The sequence below is a fragment of the Ulvibacter sp. 2305UL32-6 genome (assembly GCF_058148545.1).
In genome coordinates this window covers 705,441-726,236 of sequence record NZ_JBYVKA010000002.1, presented here as the reverse complement: position 1 = coordinate 726,236, position 20,796 = coordinate 705,441, and the positions used below count along the sequence as shown (strand labels likewise).

Below are 20,796 nucleotides of genomic sequence, written 5' to 3'. Positions count from 1 at the left end.
AATTATATTTTACGCCACCGAATCAATTAATATTTGCAACATTTCGATCGCAGCATCGCTAATACGCGTTCCCGGGCCGTAAACCGCAACGGCGCCTGCATCAAATAAATATTGATAATCCTGTGCTGGAATCACACCACCAACGATCACCATAATATCTTCCCGACCGTGACTTTTTAAAGCTTCAATCACTTGAGGTACCAGGGTTTTGTGACCTGCAGCTAAGGAAGATACGCCTAAAATATGAACATCATTCTCTATAGCTTGCTGTGCAGCTTCGGAAGGTGTTTGGAACAACGGACCAATATCTACGTCAAAGCCTACATCGGCATAGCCTGTAGCCACTACCTTGGCCCCACGATCGTGACCATCTTGACCCATTTTTGCGATCATAATGCGCGGGCGACGCCCTTCCAATTCAGCAAACTGATTGGCCATTTCACGCGCTTTTTCAAAAGAGGGATCGTTGTTCATTTCTTTACTGTATACACCGCTAAATGATTTGATTTGTGCTTTATATCTTCCGAAGACCACTTCCAACGCATCACTTATTTCACCTAGTGTTGCACGTTCGCGAGCTGCTTCAACAGCTAAAGCTAATAAATTTCCGTCAGCTGTTTTAGCACATTCGGTTAATTTTAAAAGGGCAGCTTTCACTTTAGCATCGTTACGCTCGGCTTTAACACTTGCCAAACGCTCCAATTGTGATAGGCGTACCTTTTCATTATCGACATCTAAGATCTGCAGTGGATCTTCTTTGTCTAATCGGTATTTATTAACACCTACAATGATGTCTTGTCCGCTGTCAATACGCGCCTGTTTTTTTGCAGCAGCTTCTTCGATACGTAATTTCGGAATACCCGCTTCAATGGCTTTGGTCATTCCGCCGAGTTCGTCTACTTCTTGAATCAGTTCCCAGGCTTTTTCAGCAATATCGTTGGTCAATGATTCTACATAATAACTCCCTGCCCAAGGATCAACCGTTTTGGTGATCTGGGTTTCCTGTTGTAAATAGATCTGTGTATTTCGAGCAATACGCGCGGAGAAGTCGGTTGGCAGCGCAATGGCTTCATCTAAAGCATTGGTGTGTAACGACTGTGTTCCACCGAAAGCCGCAGCAGAGGCTTCAATACAGGTTCTTGCTACGTTATTGAATGGATCTTGTTCGGTAAGACTCCAACCACTGGTTTGGCAATGGGTTCGGAGTGCTAATGATTTTTCGTTTTTTGGATTGAATTGTTTAACGAGCTTTGCCCAAAGCATTCTCGCGGCGCGCATTTTAGCGATCTCCATAAAATGATTCATCCCGATGGCCCAGAAAAAGGAGAGTCGGGGAGCGAAGGTGTCAATATCCATACCTGCTTCGAGACCTTTTTTGATATATTCAATTCCGTCTGCCAGGGTGTAAGCAAGTTCAATGTCGCAGGTGGCGCCAGCTTCTTGCATATGGTAACCAGAAATAGAGATCGAATTGAATTTCGGCATGTTTTGCGAAGTGTATTCAAAAATATCGCTGATGATCTTCATTGAGGGCGTAGGTGGGTAGATGTAGGTGTTTCGCACCATAAATTCCTTTAAAATATCATTCTGAATGGTTCCCGCCAGATCTTTAGGTGAAACACCTTGTTCTTCCGCAGCGACAATATAAAACGCCATAATGGGCAAAACGGCGCCGTTCATGGTCATAGAAACGCTCATTTTATCTAACGGAATCTGGTCAAACAAGATCTTCATGTCTTCCACACTATCAATTGCAACGCCTGCTTTTCCAACATCACCTACCACGCGATCATGATCACTGTCATAGCCGCGATGGGTTGCCAGATCAAATGCAACAGAGAGCCCTTTTTGTCCGCCAGCTAAATTTCGGCGATAAAAGGCATTGCTTTCTTCCGCGGTAGAAAAACCTGCGTATTGTCTAATGGTCCAAGGTCTACGCACATACATGGTCGAGTAGGGGCCACGAAGGTTGGGCGCAATTCCCGCCACAAAATCGAGGTGATGAAGTTTTTCCAGATCGCTTGCGTGATATTCCTTTTTTACTGAAATACCTTCGGCAGTATCGACAGCAAGTATGGTTTGTTCTGAAACCGTTTCGGCAACGTCTAAATTGATATGTTGAATATTTTTTCTACTCATTACATGGTTATTTAGAAAAATCACGATTTAACAACGGCCGATAATAGGTGTCGAGTGCAATAAATAGAGCAAAGTCTTTATCGGTTTCGGTATCTTTTATATTAAGCATAAAAGTGTCTACGAGTAATCGCAATGACAACGAATTGGCTTCGTTTAAATTTTGAAAAGTCTGTTTTACGGCTTTATTGTCAAAATTATCGATCAGGCATTGCACATAATCGCTTTGATAATTGAGCTTTATATTGGGCTTGCTTCCTACCCATAGATCCTGGTCATCATGTAAAAGATCGGCAATGGCAATAGAATGTAGGCTGGCTATTTCTTGGTAGTTGGCTTCTTCATTCACACCCTTATAAATGTAATTTGCATAGGCAAATTTGTAGTACGGAGGAGTGCCCTCCTTATAGCGATTATTAGGCGTAGCTTTTCCAATGTCATCCTGAAAACTATACAATGCCTCGTGCATCAGTTTGTTATCTGCATCTTTGCAGTTAAGCACTTTATCTCGATCGGTGTATTTGAAGTCGATCGTTTCTTTGCATCCCATAAGGATGATCATGCTAAAAAGGAATAAGATTTTTTTCATGATTCGGTTTCTAAACGTTTTTGTTCAATTTGTTCAGCGAGTCTTCTTTCTACAATAGGCGCGACGAGCGTTTTGCGCGCTTTCATTTTTACAAAAGGATACAATTCAAGATCGTTTTTCATATGATCTTTTGGGTTTATATGTCGGTTTGTACCTAGTAAGATCAGCTTTTCATCGTCGAATAAGGCTTGTTCTTTTTGAGCAGATTCTTTGATCTTTCGTTGAATCGTTCCCTCTTTGAGTTGTGCTAGAAATCCGCCACCTTCCTCAATATTTTTAAAGAGGCTCAAGGCTTTTTCGGCAAGTTCGCTGGTAAGTGCTTCAATATAATAAGATCCATCGGCGGGATTGCTCACCATATCAAAATAGCTCTCTGCTTTCAGAATTAATAGTTGATTTCTGGAAATTCGTTCGCCAAACTCGTTGCTCTTATGGTAAAGCGCGTCATAAGGTAGATTATAGATCATATCTGCCCCGCCTAAAATGGCACTCATACATTCGGTAGTGGTACGCAACATATTGATGTTGTAATCGTAGATCGTTTTATTTCGTTTGCTAGGAACAGCAACAATATGACACCTTTCTGAAAAATTGTATTCTTTGGCCAAAGCTGCATACAATTTACGAAGGGCTCTGATCTTGGCAATTTCAAAGAAATAGTTACTGCCACAGGCAATTTGAAAGCTCATGTTGAGGTCTTTGTTGCCATCAAAATGATTGAGATACTCATTGGCATGTGCCATGGCATATGCGAGTTGCTGTACCATATTAGCGCCTGCATTTTGATAGTGAGTAGTATCAACGCTTATGATTTGTTCTGAAGGTGCTTCGGAAATGAGCGTATCGAGTATTTGGTGATCTGTTTTGAGATCGTGATACCAATTTCCGGTGGCTGCTAGATTTCCGATAATGTCGATAGTATAGAAAACGCGGGCATTTTCCGAAGTGAAAAAGGAGCGAAGCGTCTTGACAAACGAAGCGTCGAGAAAGCGCCATTGAAAGTAGATCGTTACATTTCCGAAGTCAACCCCAGCAAAAATAACCTTAGGGTCAAAGACTTTTTCTGAAGTAAAGATCAGGGCATCGGCACCACGATCTAAGACATCAAGTGTTAATTTGTTAGTAATGTTCTCATCGCCAATATAGATATGCTGACCAATATCCCAATGGGTTGGGTGTCCTGGGATTGCGTTGAACGGCTGCGAAAAATCATCGCGATGATAATACGGTTTTACGTTAATCCCCTCGAGCGACTGCCAAACGAGCGTCTCATTATAGTCGGCTCCCTTCAAATCAAATTGAATTTTCTGCTTCCAAGCTTTGGAAGAAACGGGTTCAAAGGCTGTAAATAAAGGCTTACTCATGATCTTTTTCTTGCTTTAAGCTATCCTCGTGTTCGATGATAAAAATGTCTTCATTTTCGCGTTTTAGATAGTATTTTTCACGCGCAAACTTTTCTTGTTCGTTGCTATCCTGCATTTTTTCAATGAAGGCTTTGTCTTTTTTAATTTCGTTTTGATAAAATTCTTTATTCTCCTTGAGCGCTTCGATATCGCCATCTAGTTCGTTATGAATAAACCACGAATTGGTATCGAAAAAAAACATCCACACAAAAAAAAGCAGAACGATCAGCACGTATTTATTGCTGATAAATTTGAACCATTTTTGCTGTTTTATTTCTGAAAATTTCGCTGCCATTAACCTAGTTTTTGATGAATAATGGAGCGAATTAGATCGACTCCAACCGTGTTATATCGATTGGTAGGAATGATGACATCAGCAAACTCCTTGGTGGGTTCAATAAACTGTTGATGCATCGGTTTTAGTGTCGTTTGGTAGCGTGTAAGGACTTCTTCGAGGTCTCTACCGCGTTCTGCAATGTCGCGTTTGAGTCGGCGTATCAAGCGTTCGTCACTATCGGCATGCACATAGATCTTTATATCAAAATGTTCTCGGATCTCGGGGTGTGTAAGAATTAAGATCCCTTCAACAATGATCACTTTTTTGGGATAAGTGGTTACGGTTTCTTTTGTTCTGTTGTGATCTACAAACGAGTACACAGGTTGCTCAACGGGTTTGTTGTCACGCAATAGCGCGAGATGTTCAGCCAAAAGGGCAAAATCGATCGAGTTGGGATGATCAAAATTGATCGCTATGCGTTGTTCATAAGTGAGGTGACTCGTGTCCTTATAATACGAATCTTGTGAAATCACGCATACCTCATCCTTTGGAAGTTGGCTAATAATTTGTTGTACTACTGTTGTTTTTCCGCTGCCTGTACCGCCTGCGATCCCAATAATGAGCATAAATTATGGTTTGTTCAAAGGTAGAAAATTATGTCATTTTTACGTCTATTGACAACTATATTCTTTTCTGAAATTCCCCAGTATTGGGTATTTATTCCACATGTTGAGGCAACTATATTGCATTGTAATTACACAGCGTCGATTATTTTAAGTTTTATACATCAACATATTATAAAAGAAGATATTATGAAAAAAACAGCTTATTTATTGGTAGTGACCTTTGTATTGGGTTTGGTTGGATGTGATTCTGATAAGGAGTCAGATCAAGAAGACGAATTTTTAGAATTTGCCATGGTTGAGACAGCCGATGCAGAATTTCCGTTGATCATCAATCACGAAGATGGAGAGCATTTAGTATTACATACCAATGCACAGACAAATTTGGTAGATAGTGCCGTTTATTTTAACGGCGATGAGGAGGCGGTGATTCAGTTTGCTGAAAACGGACTTCCAACAAGAGGTTATATGCTAGAACACACCTTTTTGTTCGATAATTACGATGGAAACACCCTGGATATGGCGGTAATTGATCCTAGTGGCGAATCCTATATTTTTAGAGACCTTGTTTTAGAAGGGTATAATTTTGATCAGTTTCGTCAACCTAACGATTTAGGAACGGCCTTACAAGCGGCTGGTATTGGGGTAGGAGTATTTAATTGTGCGTTAGGTCTTGCGCTTGCAACAGGAACCGGCGGACTGGCATTTGTTTTACCAGCCGTAAGTTGTGGGTCTACTTTATTGGCTATTATTGGTGCTTTAGATCCCAATGACACACCTACAGACGCCTTTGCAGCGGGATTTAGTACGTATGCCAATACAATTGGGTGTGTAACGGGAGATGCAGGAAGCTGCATTGGATATGTTATTGATATTTCTAGCTTGTTGGTCAACGCAGGAAACAATCACCAAGATACGTATGCCGATACCATCAATGCTACGGAAGCCGCTTTGATGTATGGGTATGGTGATATTCAGGTGACACTTACGTGGAATAATACATCCGATCTGGATCTGTATGTGACCGATCCTTTTGGAGAAACCATTTCATACTCAAATGAATCTTCCGATAGTGGCGGAGAACTAGATGTTGATGATGTGGATGGCTTCGGACCCGAAAACATATTCTGGCTAACAGGAACAGCGCCTCAAGGGCAGTATGTGGTGGCGCTTGATCATTATAGCGGACCATCACCGGCGACCTTTCAAATTCGTGTCGATGTTTTAGGTCAGGTTGGCATCTTTAACGGTCAGATTAGTACTGGTGAATACATCACGATCACCAATTTCACGGTTCAGCAACCCAATCCAATAATCTCTGAATTGATGTTTGTTGAAACCAACAAAAGCGCGAATAGACCTGCTAAGAAGTAAATAAAATGAGGCTTCGGTTTCGATCGAAGCCTTTTACTTTTCAACAGCGCTCACTTCTTCTTCGGTGACCATCTCGGTTTGGATATTTCCCCATGAATTCATCACATAATTCATTACATCAGCAACTTCTTCATCACTGAGCCCCATGGGCATCATAACACCATCATAGACCTGCCCATTCACTTCAATCTCTCCTTTTTGTCCGTATTTAACGGCACGAATACTTTCTTCGCGTTTTTCTGTAAGCCAGTTGGAACCAGCCAAAGGCGGAAAGCTTTTACCCACACCCTGGCCTTTTGGACGGTGACATTGGTTGCAAAAGTCTTTGTAGACAAGCGCACCGCGTTCCATGCTTTTTTCTAAATCCGTTTGTTGTAGAACTTTTGAGTTGCTGTTTTTACCTATTTGAAGGTCGGGTTTCGAACTATTTTTTTCCTCGGAAGTATTACAGGATACAAAGATTACAGCAAGGCAAAGAAGCCAAAATATTTTCATAGAAGTTATTTTTTTTTTGATTCAGTTTTAATTGGGTACCATTTTAACAATACCCTGGCCTTCAATAGCGATATGAATATAACCGTCGGGACTTAGCTTTACATTTCGAACCCGCCCAACATCTTCGGCTATTTTTTGTCGGTCGGTTACCTTATCGCCTTTAAGTGTAAGCAGCTCAACATAGTTAAATTTTAGGGATCCCACCAATAGTTTTCCCTTCCATTCTGGATAGATATTCCCGGTAACAAAAGCCATTCCGCAGGGCGCGATAGAAGGGACCCAGTAATAGATAGGTTGTGTCATCCCAGGTCGTTCGGTTTCGTCTGTAAACTTGGTGCCGCTGTAATTTACGCCATAAGAGATCACAGGCCAACCATAATTGGCGCCTTTTTTAACGATATTGATCTCGTCTCCACCTTTAGGACCGTGTTCATGGATCCATATTTTACCTGTAGTTGGGTGAAGGGCCATACCTTGAGGATTCCTATTTCCGTAGGTATAAATAGCGTCTAAACCATCTTTGCCCACAAAGGGATTGTCTTTAGGGATGCTTCCGTCATCGTGAAGTCGGTAAATTTTTCCGCCATCGCGATTAATGTCTTGTGGATTTACATCTCGATCTCCACGTTCGCCAATGGAGAAGTAGAGATAGCCTTCATTATCAAATTCGATACGGGAGCCAAAATGTTGCCCGCGAGTAGTGTTTGGGGTTGCTTTATAAAGTTTTTCGATGTTGTCGAGCGACATATCATCTTTGAGTTTACAGCGAATAAGCGCCGTATTTCCACCGTTGTCGTCGCCTTCGGAAGAAGCGTATGTCATATAGATCCAACCGTTTTCAGCATATTTAGGATGCAACTCAATGTCTAATAAACCACCTTGACCACGGTTATAAACTTTAGGAACATTGGTTACCTCTGTTTTTTTTCCGTCTTTAAAATAGATCAATTCACCGCTTTTTTCAGTAATAAGCATGGCTCCATTGGGCAACCAGGTCATACCCCAAGGATTGTTCAAACCATCAATTACAGACTCAATGGCATAGGTTCTTTGTTTAGTATTTAAGGCAACGTCTTTTTCCTTTTTTGGTGGTTGACAGCCCGTGAAAATATAGAGGGTGATTAGAAGAAAACTGTATTTAAACATAGCAAGAGTATTGGTAGGAAAAGATACTAAAAAATGCCGGAAATGTAAAAGCCTTGTTGCTAGGAATTGCCAAAGTCTTTAAGGGGTTACCGCAAGTAGGTCTCTTCAAAAAAAATAGTTTTCGCTTCTTTGACCTTTTCTATATATTAGAAATAGTGCATTTGGTTTTAAAAATCGTTTTAGCGCCTTTGCTGTATAAAAGCACAAACCTTACCTTTATCAAAAATTAATCTTTATGAAACCAATGTTTACTGTAATTGTAGATGATCTCCATTCTTTTAAGATGTCTAAAGATCAATTAGAGCAGTTCGATTTGATCGCTTCCAAAAATAAACTTCATATAATTGAAAAAGGAGTTTCGATATCAGCAGAAATTACTGATACCGATTTTTTAAACAGAAAATATACGGTTAAAGTAAATGGCAATCGCTATCACGTTCGTATTGAAAATGAATTAGATGCCTTAATCGCTGAAATGGGACTTGCGGTGGGAGAAAACACGGTTGCTAATGAAATTCATGCACCCATGCCAGGGTTGATCATAGAAGTGAGTGTTGCTGAAGGACAAGAAGTGAAAAAAGGAGCGTCGGTTTGTGTACTGGAAGCCATGAAAATGGAGAACGCATTGATGTCTCCGCGTGATGGTATTATAAAAGCACTTCATATTTCAAAAGGTAACACAGTAGATAAAGGAGATTTGTTAATTGAATTTGAATCCTAATGATGATAAAGAAAATACTCATAGCAAATAGAGGAGAAATAGCATTGCGGGTTATGAAGACTGCCCGTAATATGGGCATTAAAACTGTAGCGGTTTATTCTGAAGCAGATAGGAATGCACTTCATGTGCGATTTGCAGATGAAGCCGTTTTAATTGGGCCGCCACCTTCCAATGAATCCTATTTACGTGGCGAACATATTATCGAAGTTGCATTAAAATTGAATGTGGATGCTATTCATCCAGGATACGGATTTCTAAGTGAAAACGCCGAATTTGCTGAAAAAGTAGAAGATAGTGGCATGATCTTTATCGGACCAAAATCTCACGCTATTCGAATAATGGGAAGTAAACTGGCCGCTAAAGATGCAGTAAAAGGCTATGGTATTCCTATGGTTCCGGGAATCGATGAAGCCGTAACAGATGTTGAAAAGGCTTCAGAGATAGCCAAAGAGATCGGTTTCCCCATTCTTATCAAAGCTTCTGCAGGTGGTGGCGGTAAAGGAATGCGTATTGTAGAAAACCCTTCAGAAGTAAAAGAACAAATGAAACGCGCTATCAGTGAGGCTGAAAATGCTTTTGGAGATGGCTCTGTTTTTATTGAAAAATATGTAAAATCTCCGCGCCATATTGAAATACAAGTACTGGCCGATACACATGGAAATATTGTTCACCTTTTTGAACGGGAATGCAGTATTCAACGAAGACACCAAAAGGTAGTAGAAGAAGCGCCTTCTTCGGTTCTTACACCAAAACTAAGAACAGAAATGGGCGAGGCGGCTGTGAAAGTGGCAAAAGCCTGTGATTATGTAGGGACAGGTACCGTAGAATTTTTATTGGATGAAAATCTAAATTTTTATTTTCTGGAAATGAATACCCGCCTTCAGGTAGAACATCCCGTAACCGAATTAATAACTGGGATCGACCTGGTTGAGCAACAAATTCTGGTGGCAAATGGAGAACGTCTTTCTTTTAAACAAGAGGATCTAAAAATCAAGGGACATGCTATGGAACTTAGAATCTATGCAGAAGACTCCCTGAATAACTTTATGCCTAGTGTAGGTACATTAGATGTCTATCGTCCGCCGTCAGGAGTACATATTCGTGTAGATGACGGATATGAAGAAGGAATGGAAGTTCCTATTCAGTACGACCCAATGCTTTCTAAACTGATTACCTTCGGAAAAACCAGAAATGAAGCAATACAATACATGCTCGATGCTATTTCGCTGTTTGAAGTAGAAGGGGTGAGTACGACCTTGCCCTTCGGAAGGTTTGTTTTTGAACACGAGGCCTTTCGAAGCGGAAATTTTAATACGCATTTTGTAAAAATGTATTATTCCGAAGAAAAAATGGAAGCTTTATTAAGAGCGGAAGCTGAAATTGCAGCAAAAATTGCGTTGCAAGCCTATTTTAAGGACATGAAATTAGTACGTCTTCCCAATAAATAATTTGTAATGCAGTTATGAGTAAGAATATTAAAAAATTACAGGAAAAAATTGCTGAAGCCCATTTGGGTGGCGGATTAAAGCGCATTCAGAAACAACACAATAAAAAGAAGCTAACCGCAAGAGAACGGGTTCAGTATTTGTTAGATGATGGATCTTTTGAAGAGATGGGAATTTTGGTGACCCATCGTACTACAGACTTTGCAATGGATAAGGAAATCTATTACGGAGATGGCGTAGTAACAGGATATGGAACTATAGATGGCCGACTGGTCTATGTGTTTGCGCAGGATTTTACGGTTTTTGGAGGTGCGCTTTCGGAGACGCATGCAGAAAAGATCTGTAAAGTGATGGATCACGCCCTCAGGGTAGGTGCGCCGCTCATTGGTCTGAATGATTCGGGGGGAGCGAGAATTCAAGAAGGCGTACGTTCTTTGGGAGGATATGCAGATATTTTTTACCGAAATGTGCAGGCTTCGGGGGTCATTCCGCAGATCTCCGCGATCATGGGACCTTGCGCTGGAGGAGCGGTATATTCGCCTGCCATGACCGATTTTACGCTGATGGTACAGGATAGTAGTTATATGTTTGTGACGGGGCCTAATGTGGTAAAAACGGTTACGAATGAAACGGTTACTTCCGAAGAATTAGGTGGTGCCAGAACACACGCAACCAAAAGTGGTGTAACTCACTTTACGGCAAGCAGTGATATTGTTTGTTTAAAACAGATCAAACAATTACTGAGCTATCTTCCGCAAAATAATAAGACAACTCCAGAAACTTTGCCTTATGAATTAGGTGATGAAATACGGGAAGAGCTAGAAACCATTGTACCCGATTCATCAAATAAGCCTTACGATATGCATGAGGTGATCAAGAGGATCATAGATAAAGATTCTTTTTTTGAAGTACATAAAGACTATGCAGATAATATTATTGTAGGTTTTGCACGCTTGGGAGGTAGAAGTATCGGTATTGTTGCTAATCAACCTATGATTTTGGCAGGTGTTTTAGATGTAAAAAGTTCTATAAAGGCAGCACGTTTTACGCGCTTCTGCGATTGTTTTAATATTCCTTTATTGGTTTTAGTGGATGTTCCTGGATTTTTACCAGGAACCGATCAAGAATGGAATGGAATTATATTAAACGGCGCAAAATTGCTGTACGCGTTAAGTGAGACCACTGTTCCGAGAGTTACAGTAATTACCCGTAAAGCGTATGGTGGTGCATACGATGTGATGAATAGTAAACATATTGGCGCAGACATGAACTTTGCATGGCCAACAGCCGAGATTGCTGTAATGGGAGCGAAGGGAGCGAGTGAGATCATTTTCAGAAAAGAAATTGCTGCTGCTGAAAATCCGGATTTAAAACTTTCAGAAAAAGAAGCAGAATACGCCGAAAAATTTGCAAATCCTTTTAAAGCGGCACAGCGTGGTTTTATTGATGAGGTTATCCTTCCGAAGGAAACACGACGAAAACTGTTGAAAGCCTTTGCCATGTTAGAGACGAAACATGTTGATTCGCCAAAACGCAAGCATGGGAATATTCCCTTGTAGTATCTTTTTACGGATTATAGAAATCTAAAGGCCTTATCGGAGATGATAGGCTATGCTAAAAGTTCTGTATTTCAGTCTTCAGTACTTTGGTTTTTCTACCAATAAAGTAAGATCATGGTGATACCAAAAATAACGTGGGCTGGTACCAATTGTAGATAAAAGGCAAGCCTGTTTAATACGGGAGGATTGGGATGAATAGATAAATTAATCGCCCAAATAAGAACTCCAAAGAGTCCCGCGGCAAATCCATATATACCGCCCGAAAGAATAGAACGGGTCACAATATTATAGTGATATAATACAGCGTATATTCCGACAAAAAAAATTCCGACTAAAACATGAAGTAGCCATCCAAGAACATGCTCTCGCGGTAGCGTAATATGAACTTTGGGTAATCTGCCTATGAGTTCATTTAATAATTGAGGTTCTTCAAACTTATTTTTGGTAAGTATTGAAAGCGCATAACTAAAAGCAGTCATAGCTAAGGTGGACAGTATTCCAATTGCAATTATCTTTAATATCATAATTCGAATGATTTAATAGATGAATCGATTTATAAACTCGTTACATTTCAAATGTTTCTCACTAGGTTAAACGGCGTTTCAATTTTTATGACTTCTGAAAGTTACAAATTAGTGTTACTTAAATTATAATTTTATTGATGAATTTTGGCTCTAGAGATGAATTTATATGGTTTCAATCCGTGTTACTCATTTTGTCATTTAAATGTACTTTCTTTTTCATTGTTCGCAGTTAAAGTTTATATAAAGTTAAAAAGGTTATTTCAATCTTAATTTTAAACAATATTGTAATATGTTGGATGCCATTAAATTCTTATTTTCGCATATCGTGTAGAGTAACATAGATAGGTACCAGATAAAGAGTCGAGCTAGTAATGATATCTTGACAAAATTAAAATTCGGGATGTAGCGCAGTCCGGTAGCGTACTTGGCTGGGGGTCAAGTGGTCGCAGGTTCAAATCCTGTCATCCCGACTAAATTAAGACTTAACTATTTGATAGTTAAGTCTTTTTATTTTTTAAGGAACACAATTGGAACACTAAAGAAGGATTTTGGCCTTTCTAGCACTGATTTTTGCTTAATTTTTAGTTTTTATGAAATTAGTGAAACTACTCTTTCTTTTTTGGTTTCGCTCCAGTGGTCATTCCGAGTCCTAACTTGGTATAATATTATTCCATTTCTTCTCGATTTGAGACTTATTAGAACATTTTAACCTATCCCCTTATTGATAGAGAGCCTCAAGGATGCTAGGAGAAGATTGGGTTTACCCTCTCCCACAAAAAAATAGGATATTAAATTATAAAATGCAACACAAAGTAAAACAGTCAGATAGATAAAAAAGTATTTATCTGGCATGGTCTTTAAGCCATTTAGCACTCAATTCATTGAAATTCTCATTGGCGATTTTCGTGTCACAGAACTCTATAATTGGTTCGATAAAAATATTAGTATGCATCATAACTCCTACACCTAAATTAAATCTCAAATAATCTTTGGTTTCAAAAACATCAATTTGCTCTTTTTGAACTTTATAAATATTTTTAATCACCCCCATATTTATCCATCCAATATTGTCGAAAAAAGTATTTCTAAGGTCATTAATTATGTCTGGTGAAAGGTTAGACTTATAAAATAAGCCTTGTAAAGCAGTAATCGAATTATACAGTGCATGTGCAAGCATTTCGATGGATTGCTCATTTTCGTTGTGAACTTTTGCCATTTCGCTTAAGGCAACCTTTTTCTTCTCTAGATTATCTGCTTCGGACAATGTGTGGTCATATGTGGGATTTTGAGTACGATGCTCATCAAGTATAAATAAGGCATTATCTCCTTTATAGGAGTCACCGTTGTAAATTATTTCAAATCCAGCCAATGCCCTTTCAAACCTTTCTAGTTGTTGATATACAATATTCGTAGTTCTGTTCAGCAAGAATTCTTCTCTTGTTTGAGCCATTTCACCTCTTTGCAAGGTGAGTTCTTGTCGTTGAAGACGCAGTTCATTCTTCTGTATTAAGATGGTTACAATTACCCCAGTAAATGCAAGGCCCGAAAAAAGTGCATTTAATGCTCCAAACGAATCACCAAATGTTCCACTCTCTGTCCAATCTCCAAAAAAACAATATAGAACAATTGGATATAATATAGTTATTACCAGAAGTCCCAGCGCAATCCAAAAGAAAGTTTTTAAATGCTTATCCATAGTCACACGATTTTATATTTATTTGTTTAACGATTAAGAATAGAAAATTAGTAGTAATCAATTTCCCGAACGACAAGTTCTGTAACATTTCCTTCACTATCAATAGAATATTTCTCAATCCAATTGCCTTTTACGTCAATTCTGTAATGAGTCGTTTTTTTGTAATATGCCATACCGACAATTGTAGATTTGCTATTACTCTCTTCCAGTATTACATCATCTTCTCGGTATTTCCAGGTAAAAGACTCTAACCATTCATCATTTTTATATATTTTTCGTTCAATGAGTCTACCACTTTCGTCATAAGTTTGATAAACATCATTGTTATATTGATTTTTGAAATGCCATGTTTTGATTTTCCCATTTGGATAATACTCAATATCCTTAAAATCTTCGTTTGGCAAACTTGATGTATACAAATAGTCAACTTTATTTGTCTTATAGGAGTCTCTTTTATCTTTTGTTTCAGTTAATTCACCTTCAGCATTATATGTATTTCTCACTACCCAAGATTTACTATCTCCTTCATATTCTTTGACCGATTTGAAAACTAAGCTACTATCACTGTCAAATTTTTGGGTTATTACCTCCCGATTTTTGTTATCAAACTCATTGCTATAATAGTGCCTCATTTTATTATTCTCACCATAAGAAATTTCTTTAATAGGACAATTATATTCATCGTATATAGTCTCTTCTCTGTTAGAGAATTCACCTTTTCTATATACTATCTCTTCTGTTTTGAAACCAGAAGGGTTGTATGAATAGTTTCTTCTTACATTAAAATCGATTCCATCAAATTGTTTAGAATTTTTTTCAATGACTTGACCAGAGTCATTAATCTTCACGGTTTCAATAAACCCAGGGTCATTTGGATAGTCTAAATCATACCATGTCCTTTGTTTAATTAAAACTTCTTCCCGATTGAATTCAGAGATTTCATAAATCTTACAACTTTGTTTGTCAATTTTCATTGGAGTTTCATTTGTCCAATATCTTTCACAGTGAAACTCGACAATGGTCTTAACATTTCCCGCATAGCTACGCTCTGGAATTTCTTTGACTAAAGGTACTCGTGATGTGTCTGATTGACAGCTAGTCAGAATTGATAAGAAAAGAATCATTAGAAGTCTCATTTTTTCAGTTTTAATTTATTATCAGTTGAGTTATCCTTTTACTCACAATTTTATTAATACCACCGAATTTTAAAAATTCAATACCCCCAATCATTATGTACGATTGGTAGGCTGTTCAATTAATCTCGGTGGAGCCTCCGTTTTGGCATAAACTGGTCCATTAACCCAATGAAGCGGTCGTTGTGATTCCGTTCATGAAGGTGAACCCACTCATGCACCATTATAAACTCACATTATTTCTTCTTCAATTGAAAGTCCTATTGTCATACTACTTATTCAATCGGTTAAAAACTTTCTTAAGCATATATTCCCTTACTAAATTACCAAAATCTTTGTCGTCCATCATTTTTGTGAAGATATCTTGGTTCTGGTCCATTCGGCCAATAAGTTTATCCATAAAGACATCGTCAAAACCAAACTTAAAGTTGGCCATGGAGTTGTTTTTAGCTTGTTCAGAGAGTTTTTCGTCTGCCACCAACTCAGCTTCAATCTGGTCGAAGAAAAGCTTGTCAGCATCATTAAATTCAGTCGCAAAGCGTTTGTTTAATACCTCAATGATTTCAGATAAAGCTACTTTTTCCTCTTTCGTACCTCGAATACCAGAAGCTATGCTACCATCCAGTCCATATTCTCCTTGGTCTTCCAAAGCTATGTTGTGTTCTGCTATTTTTTGAAGTCTATAATATTCCAAAGAAACCTCATCTCCTAACTTAAATCTATCTGCTTGATTCTTGCGGGGTAATTTTTTTAATAAGAATCTACTGTATGTGAATAATTTCTCCAAATCCACATCTGTGAAGGGCATAATTTGGGTTAAAAATGAATAAAGCCTGGTAAAGGATTGAAGAGCATTCTTAAAATCTTCTTGAGTTATCTCAGTTCCCATTACATCCTCTTTTGAACTCTCTTCTGGTAATTGCTTGTATCTTTCAACTGCTGGGTCAATATATGCATTCAGCTTGCCTTGTTCTTTAACCGATAACGACTTAGCCGATTTAAAAAACACATTGCAAAAAGAATCAACTTCAGTATCCCAAATGACATGTGCCTTTTCAATTTCGCCTTTCAAATCATACAAATGATTAGGGTCAGTAGTTTCTTCGACTGTCGTTAATTCGTAATATGGTTGGAAGGAATTAAGAATATCCTCTGTGTCATTTGCAAAGTCAAGGACGAACGTATCTTCCTTACCCGCATGCATTCTGTTCAACCTTGAAAGAGTTTGCACACATCTTACTCCAGATAATTTCTTGTCAACATACATGGTATGTAGCAAAGGCTGGTCAAATCCAGTTTGGTATTTATCCGCCACCAATAGGATTTGATATTCATCTGTGGAAAATTTCTTAGGAAGTTCTTTTTCCTTGAATCCGTTTAATTCTACTTCTGTCACACCTTCTAAGTGACCATTATAAATTACCTTTCCAGAAAAGGCCACCAAAGTTTTTACATCGGTATAGCCTTTACTTTCTATATATTTATCAAATTCTTCTTTATACCTAACAGCGTGTAATCTTGAGCTTGTCACCACCATTGCCTTGGCTTTACCACCAATCTTCTTAGACACAACTAGTCTAAAATGCTCTATAATGACTTCGGTTTTCTGGGCAAGATTATGTGGGTGTAATGACAAGAATCTTCCTATTGCCCTTGCCGCTTGTTTTTTATTTACGTTAGGGTCCTCTTCAATTTGTTTAGATAATTTAAAGTAAGTTTTATAAGTAGTATAATTTTTTAGCACATCAAGGATGAACCCTTCTTCGATGGCTTGTTTCATTGAATACAAATGAAAAGGTTTTGGCTTTCCAGAAGAGTCTGGAGTTCCAAACACCTCCACTGTTTTGGGTTTTGGAGTTGCGGTAAATGCAAAAAAGCTGAGGTTATCTTGTTTTCCTCTAGCTTCCATCGATTTTCTTATTTCATCCTCCGCGTCTTCATCTAAACCAGAATAAACTTCTTCTTTTTCAGCTTCTTCCAGAGATTTGGCTGATAATACTTCCTTCATCTTTTTAGTTGCCTCACCTCCTTGAGAGGAATGAGCTTCATCAATTATAACTGCATATTTTCTATTTGGTATTTCACCAATTTTGTCCAATACAAATGGAAACTTCTGCAAAGTGGTAATGATGATATTTGAACCCGCAGCAATGGCATCAGCCAACTGTTGGGAATCCTTATCTATTTTTACTACCACACCATCTTTATGTTCGAACTGGTAGATGGTGTTCTGTAACTGGTTATCCAAGACTCGTCTGTCGGTAATAACAATTACAGAATCGAATACCCTCTTATTCAAGTTATCATGTAAACTAGACAATCTATAAGATAGCCATGCAATACTATTTGACTTCCCAGAACCAGCCGAATGCTGAACTAGGTAATTGACACCAGCACCTTTTAAGCGGGAATCGGCAGTTAATTTTCTCACGACATCCATTTGATGATACCGTGGGAATATCATGGTTTCCTTTTTCTTTTTAATTCCACTAATTTGATATTCTTCTACGTTAAGGTGAAGGAATTTCCCAACAATATCCATTAAACTGTCTTTGGTCCAGACGTATTTCCAGAGGTAAGCCGTTCGGTATCCATCTTTATTTGGAGGATTACCCGCTCCATTTTGATATCCCAGGTTAAAAGGCAGATATCTGGTATTCTTTCCAGCCAAGCGTGTAGTCATGAATGCTTCATCAGTATCTACGGCAAAGTGAACCAAAGAACGCTTCTTAAAATGAAAAATAGGTTCGCTTGGTTCTCGGTAATATACGTACTGTTTCTTCGCATTCGATACATTCTGACCAGAGAACTGATTTTTCAGCTCAATAGTGGCTATGGGAAGTCCATTAAGGCTTAATACCATATCCAATGAGTTCTTCCCTTCACGCTCATAATAAAGCTGTCTGGTGACGGATAAATGATTCTTTTGGTATAAAACCTCAGCATCTGGGTTCAAGGTACTTTCTGGTCTAAAAAAGGCCATTTTGAATTTAACACCATAGTCAGTAAAACCATTACGGAGTACATCCAGAGTCCCTCTTAAATCTAACTCACGAAGTAGTCGGTTAATTACCTTGTTCTCAACTTCACCTTTATGAATATTTTCAATCTTATCCCACTCCTTGGGTTGTGATTCTTGAATAAAACCGATAATATATTTAGAGAAGAGCCCTAACTCTGGATTATAGTCTTCTGAATAACCTTTTATATAACCCCCATCTTCTAGTAGAGAAGTTTCAATTGCAGCTTCAAACGTAAGTTCGGTATGTATTCCTTTTGCCATTATCGCTTTTTAATATATTGCTTAATATCAAATGTAGAGAACTTTTCAGAATATGACATTCTTGATGGATGACGTGGATGACCATACTTTGTTAGATTGCCATAATTTATCCATCTGTACTTGTCATCAAAGCATTGTACCAATCCCTTTAAACAATTGTACAGATATGGCCTACGGTCTATTTCTACTCCCCAGGCTGCCCATACGGTTTTAAACTTATGTTTGGATAATATTTCTCGTATGGCATTTTGATTAAGTTCGATTATTTCACGTTCCTCTTCGCAATGAATATTTTCTGGATTCCTATCTCTTTGGGGATATACATTTAACATCAACCATCCGTCATAACCATTTAGCCTGGCTATTTCACGAACGCCTTTAACCGTTTTGTCTAAATTTTCTGGCGTTGCTGTACTTGGGTTGATTCCTATGCATATCAAATTATTCTCACCAAGATTACCCAAAGTGTATCTTACTGAATCATCTACATTATGTTTAAAAACCCAATTATCCATGATTTTCTAGTTTTAAAAAATAAAATTCACCCACCTCAACCCAATTAAAATGATAAGTGCCAACTAAACTAATGTTTACTGGTTTGCCTCCAATTGGGGTGGTTAAATCAATACCATTTTCAATTTTAGCACCATGGGAAATATCATAATCCCAACTCTTCGCATCTTTACTTTTTGGCCACACGAAATTTCTACTATCTGTCATCGTTAATTGAATTCCAGATAACATGGTTTCGTTTCTATATGACTCTAATAACAAAAGGTCTTCATAAACCCCCAACTTAAATATATCTTGTGCTCCTCTCAATTTTCCAGTGGAGGTCTTGGTTTTGTAACATTTCACTTCGATGGGTAAAAACCTTTCTTCCTCGCCTTTACGAATATGAACAACAATATCACAAGCCCGTAATCTTCCATCAATCTTTATCCCCGTTTCTAATTCAATAGATACTATTTCATCTTCATGATATACAGCTAAATCAATAGTATTCTTTAAAATATAAGCAAACTGAAGTTGCATCGAGGCTTCTTTGTTAACTCCAATTAATCCACATCCCACCTTTGCCGAGAAACTCTCCCAACAAATACCAATTATATTTTTTACCCTTTTAACTAAATGTTCCATTAATATTAATCCAGTAACAATTTATAATATAGTTCCTTATTTTTTACCATCGCTGAGTGAAACGGCACTTCAAAAATTTTAGTTTTATTCATCCTACCTATTTCACCATATCGATTTGTATTAAACCTTACCTCATGAGCATAATCTCGGAACGCTTTGCCCACGTGACTATGCATTAAACATACTTTACGTACTTTATTGGATTTAATTAGATAAAGCACCCTATGAACGTCATTTGGCTGTACAATCACATTATTACTATTTGTTTCAACGTCTCTTCGGTTGAGGTCAGTAACACCTATTTTCCAATTTTTATAGTTAATGGTATTATCTCCAAAGATTTTCACATCTCCTTCAAGTTTATCAAAAATTGGTCGGGTAATAATTTCCGTTCGATGCAAGAGATTCCAAAAAGACAAGTTGTTCGAAAACCAATGTGCATTTCTATTCGAATTTTTGGGTGCATTTAAAGCCACAAATAACAAATCCATTTTTGGGTGTAAAAACTCTTTTAAGTTCATTTTGTTATTCATAACTATATTGGTATTGATGAATGGATGAATAAAAAATCTGAGGATGTTGAATTTAAAAAACTAAACGGTACTACATCTTGCAAGTAAATCTTAAGTTGTTGTTCCCAATGGCTATTATCAGTAAAACAATCATTAAAATGATTGTCTCCCGTAAAACCAATATAAAGTAATACTACTGGAATATTAAGTTGATTTAATTTCCAAGAAAATGCAAGTCGATTACTTAACTGATAATGTGTATTTATTGAAATATTAAAACCATTGTTAATACAGTTTAAATCATCACAAGCTTCTTTGATTCTATTTTCGATATTGGTAAGGTTCTCGATTGACCCAGCAGTTGGATTAGCTACTACTCGTTTTCTATTAGTCTTAAATTCGCTGACATGAGCCTTGGCTTCAACCAACAAAAGGGCGTCTTTTCCATTTAGTTTGCACAAAGATATCATATCCCATGTTGGAGCTTTACCACCACGAGGGTTCCACCATGAATTGAAATTAAAAATAGCAAGATTAGGGAATGTATTGGCAAGTTTATGTTTGTTAATATAATGTTGCAATGCGTATTCCGAATAATCAATTTTACCTTTAGGTTGTATTGTTTTATTGTTCTTTAAAACCGCATCGAATGGAGTTAAAATTTTATTTATGGTTGTAAGAAATTTGGGGCTATCGATTAATTTTAAAACATGTTTAGCACTTCCTTTAAATTCCATAAT

The 20,796-nt window shown here is 37.9% G+C and carries 20 protein-coding genes and 1 tRNA gene; 5 read left to right on the top strand and 16 right to left on the bottom strand.

The window, feature by feature from the left end; genetic code table 11:
* Positions 1–9 precede the first annotated feature (9 nt).
* From scpA to udk, 5 genes are read right to left on the bottom strand one after another with little or no spacing between them, the layout of a single operon-like run.
* Positions 10–2,139: a methylmalonyl-CoA mutase gene (gene scpA, locus ACY2RU_RS09205; protein ID WP_490138148.1), complete on the bottom strand. Its 2,130-nt coding sequence runs from the start codon at positions 2,137–2,139 to the stop codon at positions 10–12.
* Between the two features lie 7 nt (positions 2,140–2,146).
* On the bottom strand, positions 2,147–2,725 hold the full coding sequence (locus ACY2RU_RS09200) for a hypothetical protein (protein ID WP_490138147.1): 579 nt from the start codon (positions 2,723–2,725) through the stop codon (positions 2,147–2,149).
* Positions 2,722–4,089, bottom strand: coding sequence for a methylmalonyl-CoA mutase subunit beta (locus ACY2RU_RS09195; RefSeq protein WP_490138146.1), 1,368 nt, complete (start codon positions 4,087–4,089; stop codon positions 2,722–2,724). Before ACY2RU_RS09195 ends, ACY2RU_RS09200 begins: the two co-directional genes overlap by 4 nt.
* Positions 4,082–4,423 carry an FtsB family cell division protein gene (locus tag ACY2RU_RS09190; protein ID WP_490138145.1) on the bottom strand — a complete coding sequence of 114 codons (342 nt, stop codon included), beginning with the start codon at positions 4,421–4,423 and terminating at the stop codon, positions 4,082–4,084. Before ACY2RU_RS09190 ends, ACY2RU_RS09195 begins: the two co-directional genes overlap by 8 nt.
* Complete coding sequence (udk, locus tag ACY2RU_RS09185) at positions 4,423–5,031, bottom strand: uridine kinase (RefSeq protein WP_490138144.1); 609 nt, start codon at positions 5,029–5,031, stop codon at positions 4,423–4,425. Before udk ends, ACY2RU_RS09190 begins: the two co-directional genes overlap by 1 nt.
* A 186-nt stretch (positions 5,032–5,217) precedes the next feature.
* On the opposite strand from udk, the gene ACY2RU_RS09180 reads away from it, so the two are divergent.
* A complete protein-coding gene (locus ACY2RU_RS09180; RefSeq protein WP_490138143.1) occupies positions 5,218–6,402 on the top strand; it encodes a YfaP family protein in 1,185 nt (394 codons plus the stop codon).
* A gap of 33 nt (positions 6,403–6,435) precedes the next feature.
* On the opposite strand, the gene ACY2RU_RS09175 is transcribed toward ACY2RU_RS09180, so the two are convergent.
* Both ACY2RU_RS09175 and ACY2RU_RS09170 read right to left on the bottom strand, forming a co-directional pair.
* Positions 6,436–6,897: a c-type cytochrome gene (locus tag ACY2RU_RS09175; protein WP_490138142.1), complete on the bottom strand. Its 462-nt coding sequence runs from the start codon at positions 6,895–6,897 to the stop codon at positions 6,436–6,438.
* Between the two features lie 27 nt (positions 6,898–6,924).
* Positions 6,925–8,043: a PQQ-dependent sugar dehydrogenase gene (locus ACY2RU_RS09170; protein WP_490138141.1), complete on the bottom strand. Its 1,119-nt coding sequence runs from the start codon at positions 8,041–8,043 to the stop codon at positions 6,925–6,927.
* Between the two features lie 235 nt (positions 8,044–8,278).
* Here ACY2RU_RS09170 and ACY2RU_RS09165 point away from each other — a divergent pair, with 235 nt between their 5' ends.
* Genes ACY2RU_RS09165 through ACY2RU_RS09155 form a run of 3 tightly spaced genes read left to right on the top strand, consistent with a single transcriptional unit; the run spans position 8,279 to position 11,768 of the window.
* On the top strand, positions 8,279–8,764 hold the full coding sequence (locus tag ACY2RU_RS09165) for a biotin/lipoyl-containing protein (RefSeq protein ID WP_490138140.1): 486 nt from the start codon (positions 8,279–8,281) through the stop codon (positions 8,762–8,764).
* 5 nt (positions 8,765–8,769) lie between these two features.
* Positions 8,770–10,212, top strand: coding sequence for an acetyl-CoA carboxylase biotin carboxylase subunit (accC, locus tag ACY2RU_RS09160; protein WP_490138284.1), 1,443 nt, complete (start codon positions 8,770–8,772; stop codon positions 10,210–10,212).
* A gap of 14 nt (positions 10,213–10,226) precedes the next feature.
* Entirely contained in the window at positions 10,227–11,768 is a 1,542-nt protein-coding gene (locus ACY2RU_RS09155; RefSeq protein WP_490138139.1) for an acyl-CoA carboxylase subunit beta, read from the top strand.
* Between the two features lie 95 nt (positions 11,769–11,863).
* On the opposite strand, the gene ACY2RU_RS09150 is transcribed toward ACY2RU_RS09155, so the two are convergent.
* Entirely contained in the window at positions 11,864–12,292 is a 429-nt protein-coding gene (locus ACY2RU_RS09150) for a hypothetical protein (RefSeq protein ID WP_490138138.1), read from the bottom strand.
* A gap of 396 nt (positions 12,293–12,688) precedes the next feature.
* Between ACY2RU_RS09150 and ACY2RU_RS09145 the strand changes: the two genes are divergently transcribed.
* Positions 12,689–12,762, top strand: a tRNA-Pro gene (locus ACY2RU_RS09145).
* Positions 12,763–13,133: 371 nt separating this feature from the next.
* On the opposite strand, the gene ACY2RU_RS09140 is transcribed toward ACY2RU_RS09145, so the two are convergent.
* The 8 genes from ACY2RU_RS09140 to ACY2RU_RS09105 all read right to left on the bottom strand — a co-directional run bounded on the left by ACY2RU_RS09140 (position 13,134) and on the right by ACY2RU_RS09105 (position 20,793).
* The gene (locus tag ACY2RU_RS09140; protein WP_490138137.1) at positions 13,134–13,988 is read right to left on the bottom strand and encodes a hypothetical protein; all 855 of its coding nucleotides are present in this window, start codon (positions 13,986–13,988) and stop codon (positions 13,134–13,136) included.
* 47 nt (positions 13,989–14,035) lie between these two features.
* Positions 14,036–15,124 carry a hypothetical protein gene (locus ACY2RU_RS09135; protein WP_490138136.1) on the bottom strand — a complete coding sequence of 363 codons (1,089 nt, stop codon included), beginning with the start codon at positions 15,122–15,124 and terminating at the stop codon, positions 14,036–14,038.
* A gap of 119 nt (positions 15,125–15,243) precedes the next feature.
* Positions 15,244–15,345: a YgjP-like metallopeptidase domain-containing protein gene (locus ACY2RU_RS09130; RefSeq protein ID WP_490138135.1), complete on the bottom strand. Its 102-nt coding sequence runs from the start codon at positions 15,343–15,345 to the stop codon at positions 15,244–15,246.
* 47 nt (positions 15,346–15,392) lie between these two features.
* Positions 15,393–18,404: a type I restriction endonuclease subunit R gene (locus ACY2RU_RS09125; protein ID WP_490138134.1), complete on the bottom strand. Its 3,012-nt coding sequence runs from the start codon at positions 18,402–18,404 to the stop codon at positions 15,393–15,395.
* Positions 18,404–18,919 carry a DUF1643 domain-containing protein gene (locus ACY2RU_RS09120; protein ID WP_490138133.1) on the bottom strand — a complete coding sequence of 172 codons (516 nt, stop codon included), beginning with the start codon at positions 18,917–18,919 and terminating at the stop codon, positions 18,404–18,406. Before ACY2RU_RS09120 ends, ACY2RU_RS09125 begins: the two co-directional genes overlap by 1 nt.
* On the bottom strand, positions 18,912–19,544 hold the full coding sequence (locus ACY2RU_RS09115; protein ID WP_490138132.1) for a hypothetical protein: 633 nt from the start codon (positions 19,542–19,544) through the stop codon (positions 18,912–18,914). Before ACY2RU_RS09115 ends, ACY2RU_RS09120 begins: the two co-directional genes overlap by 8 nt.
* A gap of 5 nt (positions 19,545–19,549) precedes the next feature.
* A complete protein-coding gene (locus ACY2RU_RS09110) occupies positions 19,550–20,077 on the bottom strand; it encodes a uracil-DNA glycosylase family protein (RefSeq protein ID WP_490138131.1) in 528 nt (175 codons plus the stop codon).
* Between the two features lie 2 nt (positions 20,078–20,079).
* Entirely contained in the window at positions 20,080–20,793 is a 714-nt protein-coding gene (locus ACY2RU_RS09105) for a hypothetical protein (RefSeq protein ID WP_490138130.1), read from the bottom strand.
* Between the last annotated feature and the right edge of the window lie 3 nt (positions 20,794–20,796).